Annotated in this window: 13 protein-coding genes; 2 read left to right on the top strand and 11 right to left on the bottom strand. The window is 62.8% G+C overall.

Annotated elements, in window-relative coordinates; genetic code table 11:
* Positions 1 to 61 precede the first annotated feature (61 nt).
* The 5 genes from GH665_RS27465 to GH665_RS27445 all read right to left on the bottom strand — a co-directional run bounded on the left by GH665_RS27465 (position 62) and on the right by GH665_RS27445 (position 4,188).
* A complete protein-coding gene (locus GH665_RS27465) occupies positions 62 to 778 on the bottom strand; it encodes an OmpA family protein (RefSeq protein WP_153140389.1) in 717 nt (238 codons plus the stop codon).
* Positions 779 to 873: 95 nt separating this feature from the next.
* Positions 874 to 1,647 carry a flagellar motor protein gene (locus GH665_RS27460; protein WP_153140388.1) on the bottom strand — a complete coding sequence of 258 codons (774 nt, stop codon included), beginning with the start codon at positions 1,645 to 1,647 and terminating at the stop codon, positions 874 to 876.
* An 80-nt stretch (positions 1,648 to 1,727) separates the two neighbouring features.
* Positions 1,728 to 2,972 (bottom strand): Crp/Fnr family transcriptional regulator, encoded by a 1,245-nt coding sequence (locus tag GH665_RS27455; protein WP_153140387.1) that lies wholly within the window; start codon positions 2,970 to 2,972, stop codon positions 1,728 to 1,730.
* Between the two features lie 280 nt (positions 2,973 to 3,252).
* Positions 3,253 to 3,726 carry a VOC family protein gene (locus GH665_RS27450; RefSeq protein ID WP_153140386.1) on the bottom strand — a complete coding sequence of 158 codons (474 nt, stop codon included), beginning with the start codon at positions 3,724 to 3,726 and terminating at the stop codon, positions 3,253 to 3,255.
* 258 nt (positions 3,727 to 3,984) lie between these two features.
* Positions 3,985 to 4,188 (bottom strand): hypothetical protein, encoded by a 204-nt coding sequence (locus GH665_RS27445; protein ID WP_153140385.1) that lies wholly within the window; start codon positions 4,186 to 4,188, stop codon positions 3,985 to 3,987.
* A 277-nt stretch (positions 4,189 to 4,465) separates the two neighbouring features.
* Here GH665_RS27445 and GH665_RS27440 point away from each other — a divergent pair, with 277 nt between their 5' ends.
* Positions 4,466 to 4,618, top strand: a complete 153-nt coding sequence (locus tag GH665_RS27440; protein ID WP_246216380.1) for a hypothetical protein — start codon at positions 4,466 to 4,468, stop codon at positions 4,616 to 4,618.
* Between the two features lie 44 nt (positions 4,619 to 4,662).
* Here GH665_RS27440 and GH665_RS27435 read toward each other — a convergent pair whose 3' ends face one another.
* From GH665_RS27435 to GH665_RS27415, 5 genes are all read right to left on the bottom strand, one after another.
* Positions 4,663 to 5,766, bottom strand: coding sequence for a nucleoside hydrolase (locus GH665_RS27435; protein ID WP_153140384.1), 1,104 nt, complete (start codon positions 5,764 to 5,766; stop codon positions 4,663 to 4,665).
* A gap of 133 nt (positions 5,767 to 5,899) precedes the next feature.
* Complete coding sequence (gene rbsK / locus GH665_RS27430; protein ID WP_153140383.1) at positions 5,900 to 6,832, bottom strand: ribokinase; 933 nt, start codon at positions 6,830 to 6,832, stop codon at positions 5,900 to 5,902.
* A gap of 45 nt (positions 6,833 to 6,877) precedes the next feature.
* A complete protein-coding gene (locus GH665_RS27425) occupies positions 6,878 to 7,879 on the bottom strand; it encodes an ABC transporter permease (protein WP_153140382.1) in 1,002 nt (333 codons plus the stop codon).
* Between the two features lie 3 nt (positions 7,880 to 7,882).
* On the bottom strand, positions 7,883 to 9,508 hold the full coding sequence (locus tag GH665_RS27420; protein ID WP_153140381.1) for a sugar ABC transporter ATP-binding protein: 1,626 nt from the start codon (positions 9,506 to 9,508) through the stop codon (positions 7,883 to 7,885).
* A gap of 78 nt (positions 9,509 to 9,586) precedes the next feature.
* A complete protein-coding gene (locus GH665_RS27415; protein WP_153140380.1) occupies positions 9,587 to 10,552 on the bottom strand; it encodes a sugar ABC transporter substrate-binding protein in 966 nt (321 codons plus the stop codon).
* A gap of 200 nt (positions 10,553 to 10,752) precedes the next feature.
* Between GH665_RS27415 and GH665_RS27410 the strand changes: the two genes are divergently transcribed.
* Complete coding sequence (locus GH665_RS27410; protein WP_153140379.1) at positions 10,753 to 11,625, top strand: LysR family transcriptional regulator; 873 nt, start codon at positions 10,753 to 10,755, stop codon at positions 11,623 to 11,625.
* Here GH665_RS27410 and GH665_RS27405 read toward each other — a convergent pair.
* Positions 11,603 to 12,088 (bottom strand): Rrf2 family transcriptional regulator, encoded by a 486-nt coding sequence (locus tag GH665_RS27405; protein WP_051743311.1) that lies wholly within the window; start codon positions 12,086 to 12,088, stop codon positions 11,603 to 11,605. The genes GH665_RS27410 and GH665_RS27405 overlap by 23 nt on opposite strands.
* Between the last annotated feature and the right edge of the window lie 109 nt (positions 12,089 to 12,197).

Here is a 12,197-nt window from a genome sequence, read left to right as displayed (position 1 = left end):
GGCTTGCCATGCAGGGTTCGAAGCGGGCTTTCAGCACGTATGCGCTCACCCGTCCGTCGACTCAATACGCCACGAGAATGGTCACGCGGCGATTCGCGGCGCGCGCCGCCGCATCGTCGCCGATGATCAGCGGAAAATTGTCCGCCCTGCCGATCGCGGCCATTCTGTGCGGCTCAATGCCCCGGCCGGCAAAAAATCGAACAACGGCGCCGGCCCGCGCCGATGACAGCTCCCAGTTCGACTCGTACTTCGCGCTCGAGATCGGCACACTGTCCGTGTGCCCTTCGACGAGGATGTTGTTCTTCGCGCGCTCGCGCAGGACCCCGGCGATCCGATTCAAGACGTCGAAGGATTCCGGCAACAGATGCGCGTCGCCAGAGTTGAAGAGCACCTTCGCGTTGATCGCGATCTCCACGCCCTGCGAAGCATTTGAAATCGTAATCTGCCGGTTATCCTGAAGCGGCGCGAGCAAGGCAAGCAGTTGCCGTCTTGCCGCGTCGGGCACTTCGGGCACGGCGGGAGGAGCCTGAACCACACGAGCGGCCGTTGCCGTTTTCACCGCACGCTGCGCCAGCATCTTTACTTCAAGCTCGCGGTTCTTTGCCAACTGCAACGCATACAGCGCCAGGAACAACACCATCAGCGTGGTGATGAGGTCCGCATAGGAAATCAGCCAGCGTCCGGACTGCACTTCATCGTCCGCGTCGCCGTTCCCGTCAGCGTGCCGATAGCCGGTTTTGTCCGCCACAAGGCGCTTGTTACCCGAAGAAGTGTTCATGCCAGGAACGTCTGTTTCCGAATGCGTTTAATCAGGTGCGCGGCTCGCCGGTGCCGACCGGTCACGGCCGGCTTCGCGATCGCGGTCGAATACGATCAACCCAGCAACTCGGCCGACCGTTCCCGGATGTCGCCCGCCAGCCGGGTTTCGATCGTATGAGGCGACTCCTTGCGTGAAATTGCGAGCAGGCCGTCGAGGTATAAGCGCCGGAAGCGCAACTCGCTGTCCACCTGCGCCCGGATCTTGCCGTACAACGGCAGGAACACCAGATTCGCCAACGCGAGACCGTACAAGGTGGCCACGAACGCGACGGCAATCCCCTCGCCGAGTTGCGCCGGTTCGAGCATGTGGCCGGTGACCTGAATCAGGCCGAGCACCGCCCCCAGAATGCCGAACGTCGGCGCGTAGCCGCCCGCCTGCTGCCAGATGCGTGCGGCCGCCATGTGGTTGCGCTCATAGGCGTCCAGCTCCCGTTGCAAGGCGTCTTCGAGTACGGCAGTCGACACGCCGTTGGCCAGAAGCTCCAGACCGCGTTTGGCAAACGGATTGAAGCCACCGGCCTCGCTCACCTCGAGCGACTCGAACACAAGCATGCCGTTCAGCTTCGCCTGATCGCCCCACTCGAGCAGGACCGCCAGGCTTTTCCGGTCGACCTGGCGCGCCTTCACAAAGGCGAACCGCAGTTGCTTGACGCCGTCGTAAAACCTGGCCCAGGTGTTCTGGATCATCACCGCGCCGAACGTGCCGCCCAGGACGATAACGAACGCCTCCGTCTGAAACAGCGAAGTGAAATGCCCACCCTCGAGCGAAAAGCCGGCCACGATGGCCGTTACGCCAAACAAGGCGCCAAATAGCGTCAAAAGATCCATACATCCTCTCGAACGGCTGCCCGGTCATCCGGGCAGCAATCCTGCAAAGCACCCGGCCGTCCCGCTGGCAGACACAGGCGTCAGGCACTCACGTTGGCAAGCGGCGCTACAGCAGCGGCCGAGAACTTGAGCGAGCGCACGGTCTCGATGAAGCGCTCCTCGATCTCAGCAATCTCGAGCGGATCGATCTTGATTTCACGGCGCATGACCCACGACACCTCCTTCTTTCGCGCCTCGGTCATCACCGAAAAGAGGCGCTCGGAGATCGGCTCGCCGGTTACCGCGGCGAGCAATTTCGCGAGGTCATAGGTGTCGAACGCACTCACGGCTTCGAACAGGGTGCGCTGGTCGACCAGCTCCAGATCGGCCAGCGTCTTCAGCTCGCTCGTGCCCTGCGGATTGCGCCGGGAAAAATACGTAATGCCCTTTTCCTCGACGTAGTTCAGGACCCGCGTCTTGCGAAACGCGAAGACGTCTTCGGCAATCTCCGCATGCGAGAGCTTGTTGAGGATCAGGTTCTTCTCGACGCCGATCAGGGCTTCGAGGTCGGCCAGCTCGATCAGCTCCAGCTCGCTGTTGATCGACAGGTCGAGATCGTGGTCCGCCACCTGCTGGGCCCGTTCCGTGATCCGCACGGGATCGAAGGTGACGAGCTGCCGCCCGGCCGCGCCGTCCTGCGCGGAATAGCGCGCCGACAGCGTGCTCAAGCGATCGGAGCGGCCCGGTTCGAGCGTCACCAGATTGAGTTTTTCCATGCGCTTGAGCATTGCCATCACATGCGGACGCGAATGGCCGGCAATCGCATGGCACTTCTTGATGACTTCTGGCAGCGGCACCGAACACTCCTCTCCTTGAGCGCGGCGCGCGCGTCCGTCCACGCGGTCCGTGTTCTCGATGCCCGCCATCAGCGAAAGGACGTGCGCGTACGAGAGCACCCCCGGAAGAAAATCGGCATGCGTATTGGTGGCGAGAACGTCGTCCTTCTTCTTCACGCGTCGAATCATGGTGCGCACGATATACCGCAACAGCGGCGATACGCGTTCGAGCTCTTCTTCCACGACGCCCGCCGCGATCACGGTCAATTGACAGAAGCTGATGGCTCTCGCGGTATGCGCGCGCGGTTCGGCGGGTAACAAGGACGCCTCGCCAAAGAACTCGCCCTTGCCGAGCGTGGCGAGGATGACCTTCTTGTCATCGCATTGCGTGGAAATTTCGACTTTGCCGTCTGCGATCACGTAGATGACGGCGTCGCCCGCGAAGCCTTCAGCATAGATGACCTCACCTGGCGCCGCTGTGCGCGGCCATGGCGATCGTTGGTGATTCAAGTTTCGTTCCCCCGGAGAGCTCTATTGCCTCGGCCATCCCGCGCTCTCGTGAGGCGCGGGTATGGACGATGGCCCTGACTTGTTTGACAGGATAACGACATGCAAAACGCAAATCTTTAGCCTGACAAATCGTCGGCAAATAGCTGCAACGGCGCAAACGTTTGGTGAAGCAGCGACGATCGGTGCGCGATTACGCTGGGCATGCGCTGCAGTACCCGGCTACCCTCGCGCTGCGCGCCGCCGGGTGACACGGAAAGTGAAACTGCAGCAGGGTCTTCTGTTATTTCGCCGTCCCCAGATAGGCGGCTTTCAGCGCCTCGACGTCAAGCTTCACCATTTTCATCATGGCTTCGGCAACGCGGGTGGCCTTGACCGGATCGGGGTCGGCCATCATGCTGATCTGCTCGGTTGGAGTGAGCTGCCAGGAGACGCCGAAGCGGTCTTTCAGCCAGCCGCAGGCCTCAGGCGAACCGCCATCTTCGAGAAAGGCGTTCCAGTAACGGTCAAGTTCCGCCTGATCGTCACAGCTCACCATCAGCGAGATCGCGTGGTTGAACGAGTCGGGTCCCGAGGCGCTCATTGCAATGAAGGGCTGCCCGAAGAGAACAAACTCGACGACCTTGGTGTTGCCGGCACTCGGCACCGCCGTCACCCGGACGACGCGCGAGTCCGGAAAAATCTTCGCATAGAAGGCTGCGGCCTCTTCAGCTTGCGTGGAGTACCAAAGGAAAGGGGTGATCTTCTGAATCGTCATGGCAAATCTCCTGTCAGGATGGACGAAATGCGGAGGCGAACCGCGTGCCACCACTGAGACGACGAAACAAGACCATCAAAATCGACAGCGGGCGCGGAAAAGTTCCATTTTTTTGCCTGCCCGATGTCGTATGACCCCGGTCGACCCGCGGTCCATGTTAGCTGCTATCCGTTATGGTCAAGCTGTCTCGCTGAGGATATTTGCACATTCTGCCGCGCCACGGTTCTCCGGCATTCGCGGGCGATGTTCCGTCTTCGCTCAGCCCCCCGCGCCCATACGCAACCGTTCCAGCAGTGCACGGCCCTGGCGGGTGAGTTGCAGCGTCGATCCTTGCGGATCGCGCTGCCGTATTTCAACGAGTTCGTAGCGGCGTAAAGCCAGCACGTCTGGATCGATAGTTTCCAACCGCTTGTCTGTGTCGCCAAGCAGCATGAGTGTCGCGAGTTCGTGATGGCTAAGCATCCGGCACCTCCATTGATCGATACATGGGCGATGGGGACATCCTAGACACGTGACACTACAGTTCGGCTACGGTTGTGTTTCGGTGGATTACCTGCAGCGCTGTAAGCGTCGGCGGTAATCCGCTGCCACGCCTTGCGGCACAAGCAATGCGCGGCATGGGCGGGTAAAGATGCGCAACATTCTTCGCGCGCCGCGTAATTGGGGTCTGCGTAGAGGCCTCACGCCCCTCATGACCGGCGGATCGGGTGGGCCGCCGGCCATGACGTCATGCGGTTTTATGGATCCGCTTAAGCGCCCCGCGTTGCCGCCTGTCTCATACGTCGCCATGCATCGGGCGGAGCAGCCCCATTCGCTCAATACCGAGATCGCGCGGCTCGCCGCGCAGTGCCGCGACTTCGGTTCGAATCTGCTCGATCCGGGCCGGGTCTGACCGAGACCGCGGCCCTTGTGAGCGATGCGTCCTGCCTCGTGCCATCAAGGCAGCGTGATCGGCACCGGACGCGTTAGCAGGTCGACGTAAAGGCTGAAAAACCGATTGTTGTCGAACTGCGTGACATAGGTGATCTTGTTCGGCGACGCACCCGGCGCGGGCTGGTCGGGGTAGACCGTCACATGCCCCTGATCCTCGCCGTTCGTGGTATCGATATCCAGGTAAGCGCTTTTCGTCTGCGTGGCATAGGTCGGATCCATGAAATACGCGATCGTCAGCGTGTCGAACAGATGAGTGTTGTCGCCGAACGAACCGGCATTGACAATGCCGTACGTTCTCGTCACCGCTGTCTGCTTGTTCGGGTTGTTGACGATCTGATCGAAGATGCTCTGCGTAAGCGGCACCGTATCCGTAACATCGAGCGGAATGACGGCCTGCGGAATCGTCGTTTGAAGCACCGTGCGCACGGCAAGCGGATCGAACCACCAGTTCAGCTCACCCACGGCGTTCGCATTGCCCGGCACCGCCATCGCCCCGCCCATGTACACAATCTGCTTGATCAGCGGCACGATCTCCGGCGCCTTCATGATCGCCGTGGCGAGATTGGTGGGCGGCCCCACCTCGAGAATGGTGACCTGATTCGGATAGCGCTTGATGGTCTGGATCATGAAGTCCGCGGCGCTTTGAGCCTGCAGTTTCGTCGACACCGCGAAGCCATCAGGCGGCGCAACAAGCTGCGACTGCTGGGTCGGTTCAGGCCGCATCCACGCGCCGAAATAGCCTTGCGGATTGGCGGCTTGCTGCGCACGAATGCTCGCCACGTCGTATTGCAACGGATAGTCCGCGCCGCCGTAGACGCCCACCACGTTCTGCACGCCCATGCGCTCCACGGCCTTTAGCGCATCCGCTTCTTCCTGGAGCAACCAGTCGTTGCCGGTCACGACAGTCAACCCGAGCAGGTTGACCTTGCCCTGCCCCATCAACTGCGTGGTCATGGCGAACAACTGGCCGTCGTCGCCCATCGTGTTGAAGTCCGAGTCGATGATGACCTTCGGCGCGTTGGCGAGTGGATCGGTGGCCGTCACGTTGCCGCCGCATGCGGCGATGACCAGCGACATCATCAGGATGCCTATATATTGTGATTTCATGTTTCGTCCATTGATTCCAGTAGAGATCGCGATTAAACCAAAGGAACACCATCCGGAGATGGTGCCGGTCATTCAACGTCAAGCTACCCAGAGTTGCAGGTCGAACTGCCTCATGTCACAACAGGCATCCGCCTCACACTGCGCTGTCGACTTCCGCGCGAGTCGGAATCGACGGCTGCGCGCCGGCGCGCGTGACGGAAATCGAAGCCGCGCGTTGCGCGAGGCTGATCGCGCCTTCCAGCGGCTGCCGCGCGGCGAGTTGCGCGGCAAAGACACCGATAAAAGTATCGCCGGCCGCGGTCGTGTCGACCGCCCGCACCTGCGGCGCCGGGAAATGCGTGCCTTCGCCGCCCTCAGGCAACAGGTAGGCGCCCTGCGAGCCGAGCGTGACGATCACATTGCGGGCGCCGCCGCGTTGCAATTCCAGCGCCGCCCGGCGCGCGCCGCTTTGCGATTCGACCGGCAGGCCGGCGAGTATCCCCGCTTCGACCTCGTTCGGCACGAGGTAGTCGACCAGCGGCAGCCATTCCGCGGGCAGCGGGCCGGTTGCCGGCGCCGGGTTCAGCACGGTGATCTTGCCCAGCCGCCGGCCCAGCGCAAGTGCTGCGTGGACGGAATCCCACGGCGTTTCCAGCTGGCACACCACGACGTCGCTGGCCTTGATCGCCGCTTCCTGACGCGCAACGCTCTCAGGGGTAAGTTCGCCGTTACTGCCCGCGACCACCACGATCGTGTTCTGCCCGTCGTCCGAGACCGTTACCATCGCCACGCCGGTAGGCTGCGCGGGGTCGACTTCGATACCCGCGCAGTCGATGCCCTCCGCTTCCAGATCCTGGACCCGCTGCGCGCCGTTCGCATCCTTCCCCACCCGCCCGATCATCGCCACGCGCGCGCCGATGCGGGCGGCCGCCACCGCCTGGTTGCCGCCCTTGCCGCCGGCAACCTGCGAGAACTCATGCCCGCCGATCGTCTCGCCCGGCCGCGGCAAATGCGGGGCACGGGCGACCAGATCGGTATTGATGCTGCCCACCACGAGTACGCGGCCCTGCTTCACTTCTTTCGACACTTTCACTCTCCTGCTGACCCGCCATGCGTGGTCGCCAATGGTCAATTATGCGGCGCGACGCCGGCTTCTATAGGTATCCAGCACGACAGCCACCACAATGACGGCTCCCGTGATAATGCGCTTGGTCGGCTCGGTCGCGCCGATCTGGGCGAGACCCGCGGCCAGCACCGAGATGATCAACACACCAAAGAACGTGCTGATCACCGAGCCGCGCCCGCCCATCAAACTCGTTCCGCCAATCACCACGGCCGCGATCACCTGCAACTCGATGCCCGAGCCGGCGTTCGGGTCCGCGGCCTCGAGCCGCGAAATCTGGAACAGGGCCGCGAGACCCGCTAGCAGTCCCATCAGTGCAAATACGGCAATCTTGTAGGGCCGCGGATTGACGCCCGCAAGACGCACCGCTTCCTCGTTCGTGCCAATGCCCACCAGATAGCGGCCGAACACCGTGCGGGTCAGCACCCACTGCGCAACGATCATCACGACGATCGCAATCAGGAACGCAGGCGATATACCGAACGCAATCGGATTGGACAGGAAGTCGAACGCGTCGCCGATGTAGGCCGTGCGGGAGTTGGTCAGTTGATACGCGAGACCGCGGGCCGCCTCGAGCACGCCGAGCGACACGATGAACGAAGGAATCCGCCAGGCCACGGTGATCGCCCCGGTCACGCAGCCCGTCAAGGCCGCGCCCGCCATGCCGAGCAACGCAGCGGGCAACGCCGGCCAGTGCCACTGCAGGGCTGCGACGCTCGTGAGCGCCGCGCCGAGCGCCAGCACGGAGCCAACCGACAGGTCGATCCCGGCGATGATCAGCACGAAGGTCATGCCCACCGACATCACGACCAGATCGGGAATCTGATTCGCGATCGTGCTGAAGGTGTCGTAGCTCAGGAAATGCGAGCTCAGCAGCGAGAACAGGACGATCATCCCGAGCAAGGCGCCGAGCAGGCCGAGGTAGTTCGACAATCCCAGCCGCGTGCCGATCGGCTTTGCGTCTTTGGGCGGTTCGTTCTGCAACGTAGGCAGGCTGGTTGGTGCGGTCATGCTTCAATACTCCACAGATTTTTCGTCGGACGCCGGGGTGTCGGGCGCCCGTGCGTCGGGTTCGATCGGATCGTGCAGCAGCGCGTCACGATTCGTGTAGCCTGCGAACGCCGCAGCCAGCAGCGAGTCTTGGGTCCAGCTGCCGCGCTCGAACAGGCCGGTCATGCGCCCTGCCGACATGACCCCGATCCGGTCGCAAATCGACATCAACTCGCGCAGATCGCTCGACACCACCACCAGCGCGCGGCCTTCCCGCGCGAGCGCGCCCATCAATGCATAGATATCGAACTTGGCGCCGACGTCGATGCCGCGAGTGGGCTCGTCGAACAGCAACACCTGGCAATCACGCGCGAGCCAGCGTCCGATCACCACCTTCTGCTGGTTGCCGCCCGAGAGCTCGGACACCGGTTGCGACGGCCCCGTGCTGCGGATGCTCATCGCGTCGATCTGTTTGCGCGCCAACGCCGCCTCGCGACGGCCGTCCACCACACCATGCTTCGACACCGCGCGCAGATGCCCGAGCGAGATATTGGCGGCAATGGGCTGCGTCAGCAGCAGGCCTTCGCCCTTGCGATCCTCGGTAATCAGTGCGATGCCGTTCCTCACGGCGTCCGCGGGCGACGAGACCTTCACGGGTTCGAGCGGGCCGTCGCCATGGGCGATCGACACCATGCCGGCATCCGCGCGATCGGCTCCGTAGATGAGCCGCATCAGTTCCGTGCGGCCCGCGCCGATCAAACCGCTGATGCCGAAAATTTCGCCCGCCTTCACCTCGAAGGACACATCGCGCACGGCCGGTTCGCGGCTCATGCCCGTGACCTTGAGCGCCACGTCGCCAATGCGCCGCTCGCCCAGATCGATCCGCTCGCCGATATCGCGCCCCACCATCAGCGTGACCAGGCGGTCGGCCGAGAGATTGGCCATTTCGTCGACATGTACGAGCCGCCCATCGCGAAGCACCGCAGCGCGGCGCGCGATCCGCCGCAACTCTTCCAGTCTGTGCGAGATATACACCAGCGCCACGCCGCGCGCCTTGAGCCGCTCGACCTGCTCGAACAGCAGGTCGACCTCGCGGGCGGTCAGCATCGCGGTGGGTTCGTCGAGAATCAGCACGCGGCAATCGCCGATCAGATTGCGCGCGATCTCGACCATCTGCTGATGCCCGATGCCCAGCGTGCCCACCAGCGTGTCGGGATGGATCGCGTCGAGCCCGACTTGCGCCATCGCGTGCCGGGCGTCTTCGCGCAGCTTCGTACGGTCGATCCGGCCAAATATGCCGCGCTGCGGCAAGCGGTTCAGAAACAGGTTCTCCGCCACCGAGAGAGTCGGCAGCAGGTTCAACTCCTGCATGACCATGCGCACGCCGAGCGCCTCGGCGTCCTTGCGGCTGGCCGGCGTGTAAGCCGCGCCGCCGAGCGTCATCGAGCCGGTAGTCGGCGTGACGAGACCGCCGACGATCTTGGACAAGGTGCTCTTGCCCGCGCCGTTCTCGCCGGTCAGCGCCAGCACCTCGCCTGCGTGCAGTTCCAGCGAGATATCGGCGAGCACCGGCCCGGCGTAGGTCTTGCCGATGCCTTGCACGCTCAGCACGGGCGGGACATCGGTCAAGGATAGGATGGGAGTAGACATCAGATCGATAAAGCGGGGACAAAGATCAGGCAGCGTGGCCCGTCATGCGTACGGGCCGGACCACGCGTTGTGCCAGTCTTACTTGGTGACCAGATCGACAGGCGTCTCGACGACGCCCGACAATTCCGACTGCTTCTTGTGCTCGGCGAGCGCCTTGAGCGCCGTATCGATACCGAATACGGCCTGCTTGGCGGCATACTGATTCGCGGTGGCGAGAACGCGGCCGTCGGCGAGCATCGGCTTGATCGCGTCGATGTCGTCGTAGCCCACCACCTGCACCTTGCCGGCCTTGCCTGCCGCGCGCACCGCCGAGACCGCGCCGATTGCCATGTTGTCATTGCCGCACAGCAGCGCCTTGACGTCCGGGTTGGCATTGAGAATCTGGCTCGCGACGGCGTTGCCCTTGTCGATTTCCCATTCGCCCGATTGCAGCGAGACGACCTTCATGCCGCCCGTTGCCATGGCCTGCTTGAAGCCGGCCGTGCGTTGCTGCGCGTTGGTGGTGGTCGACACGCCTTCAATAATGGCGACGTTGTCGCCCGACTTGAGGTGCTTGGCCAGATAATCGCCCACCTTCTGCGCGCCCTTCGCGTTATCCGGACCGACGAACGGAATGTTCAGGTCCTTCGACTTGAGCACGCCCGGGTCCAGCTGGTTATCGATGTTGACCACGATGATGCCGGCGTCGACCGCTTTCTTGAGCACCGGCACCAGCGCCTTGGAGTCGGCCGGGGCGATCACGAGTGCGTCGACCTTCGAGACGATCATCTGCTCCACGATGCGAATCTGGTTAGCCGTATCCGTCTCGTCCTTGATGCCGTTCGTGACGAGATCGAATTTCGTGGGATTCTGCTTCTGATAGTTCTTCGCGCCGGTTTCCATGGTCAGGAAAAACTCGTTCGCCAGCGACTTCATCACCAGAGCGACTTTCGGCTTGTGGGCGGTCTGGGCGAACGCTGCGGGCATCGGCAGAATCGATACGGCGAGGAAAGCCGCGCTGGCTACGATAGCGCGACGCCGCGCCGGTTGGAAATGACGAATCATTAATGTCTCCTTTTTGCTCGTTCGGTCTACGTACTGATAGCCGTTGAGTCGCGTGATGGGCAGGTTCGCCACACTTGCCGCCACCCCCGGTGAAACCCTTGGGTTCCTTGCCAGATGCTGGGACGAGTACGGCCAGGTCCAATGCTATCCTCGCGATCCACGTTATGCTATGCCCAATTTTAAAACTTAGCGTTACAAAAATGGAACACGTAGACTGGGACGACCTGCGGATTCTGGTGGAAATCGCACGCGGCGGAACCATGCGAGCCGCCGCTACGGCATGCGATCTGAGTGCGCCGACCCTGTCGCGCCGCCTGACCGAGCTTGAACGGCGGCTGGGCGAGCCGCTCATCGACCGGGTGCCGTCGGGCTGCACGGTCACGGCCTTCGGCGCGCGGGTGCTGGCCTGGGCCGAGCAGATGGAGGATCTCGCCCACCAGATCGAGCGCGCCGCGGACGTGACCGGGGGCGCAGCCGCTCACGGCACGGTGCGAATCAATGCCGTCGAATGGCCTTCTTACATTTTGCTTAAGCTGCTCGGTTCATTCCAGGACCGGCTGCCCGGCCTCGCCATCGAAGTGCTGACTTCACGGCGGCCGTATAGCCTTGCCCGCCGCGAAGCGGACATCGCGCTGTGGTCCGAATGCCCCGACGAGGGCGATCTGTATGTCCGACGCATCGGCAAGATCCGTTTCGGGCTCTACGGTTCGCGCGACTACTATCTGCGCCACAAGGCGGCGATCGTGCGCAAGGAATGGGACAAGCTATCGCTCGTCGGTTATGACGACCGGCAGCCCGATCATCCCGCCACGCAATGGCTGAAGAGCCTGCCCGGCGCGCCGGCGCCATCGCTGCGCAGCAGCTATGGCATGGGCGTATTCGACGGCGTGCTGGGGGGCTCCGGGCTCGGCGTGCTGGCTCAACTCGCGGGCGACACCACGAGCGACCTGGTCTGCGTCGAAAAGCACATCAAGGCGCTCGACCAGGACGTGTGGATGGTGCTGCATCCCGCCTTGCGCGATAGCGAGCGCATCCGGACCGTGGCCAACCTCATTGCCGAGATTTTTCGTTAGGCCGGCGCGCCGGCCGGCGCGTCGAATCCGGCTGCTGGCTGCGCGCAAACCGTTCGTCGAAATCGCGTACCAGCATCCCGACTGTAATTGCGCCGAACCGCGCAAGCAACGCAGCTTCTGCCTCTCGAACCGTTTCTGACAGACGGACGTTGACGGCTTGCTCGACGAGACATTCCGGATGGTCTTCCGTGAACAATTCGGAAAAAATCGGCGGCTCCCCGACGGCCCGGTAGACGTCCAGCAACGTCAGTTCATCAAGATTTTTCGACACGATCCAACCGCCGCCGTGCCCTTTCTCGGACTGCACGTACCCCTGATCTCTTAGCCCGGCCAGCATGCGCCGCACGACGACGGGGTTCGTGCCCAGCATCTGCGCGATCGTTTCAGACGTCAGCGGGCCATCATGCCGGTCCATGTGAATCAGGGCATGCAGCATTCGCGACAGGCGGCTATCCGTTCTCATTCATCGCCTCAGGTTCAGGAAGCATGGCGGACGAACCCACTCACGCAACATTCGAAGTTGCGTTAAGTATAGCATCACCTTATCATGCAACTCGTGATGTTCCATGAAG

Origin of the sequence: Paraburkholderia agricolaris, from assembly GCF_009455635.1 — a bacterium.
Taxonomy (GTDB): domain Bacteria; phylum Pseudomonadota; class Gammaproteobacteria; order Burkholderiales; family Burkholderiaceae; genus Paraburkholderia; species Paraburkholderia agricolaris.
This window is presented reverse-complemented; position numbering and strand designations above follow the sequence as displayed.

Bases quoted from the DNA above. Each gene is read 5' to 3' on its own strand.
- GH665_RS27435 (WP_153140384.1), bottom strand. From the start codon at position 5,766: ATGAAATCACAATATATAGGCATCCTGATGATGTCGCTGGTCATCGCC.
- GH665_RS27450 (WP_153140386.1), bottom strand. From the start codon at position 3,726: ATGACGATTCAGAAGATCACCCCTTTCCTTTGGTACTCCACGCAAGCT.
- GH665_RS27465 (WP_153140389.1), bottom strand. From the start codon at position 778: ATGAACACTTCTTCGGGTAACAAGCGCCTTGTGGCGGACAAAACCGGC.
- GH665_RS27410 (WP_153140379.1), top strand. From the start codon at position 10,753: ATGGAACACGTAGACTGGGACGACCTGCGGATTCTGGTGGAAATCGCA.
- GH665_RS27425 (WP_153140382.1), bottom strand. From the start codon at position 7,879: ATGACCGCACCAACCAGCCTGCCTACGTTGCAGAACGAACCGCCCAAA.
- GH665_RS27440 (WP_246216380.1), top strand. From the start codon at position 4,466: ATGGATCCGCTTAAGCGCCCCGCGTTGCCGCCTGTCTCATACGTCGCC.
- GH665_RS27420 (WP_153140381.1), bottom strand. From the start codon at position 9,508: ATGTCTACTCCCATCCTATCCTTGACCGATGTCCCGCCCGTGCTGAGC.
- GH665_RS27415 (WP_153140380.1), bottom strand. From the start codon at position 10,552: ATGATTCGTCATTTCCAACCGGCGCGGCGTCGCGCTATCGTAGCCAGC.
- GH665_RS27460 (WP_153140388.1), bottom strand. From the start codon at position 1,647: ATGGATCTTTTGACGCTATTTGGCGCCTTGTTTGGCGTAACGGCCATC.
- GH665_RS27445 (WP_153140385.1), bottom strand. From the start codon at position 4,188: ATGCTTAGCCATCACGAACTCGCGACACTCATGCTGCTTGGCGACACA.
- GH665_RS27405 (WP_051743311.1), bottom strand. From the start codon at position 12,088: ATGAGAACGGATAGCCGCCTGTCGCGAATGCTGCATGCCCTGATTCAC.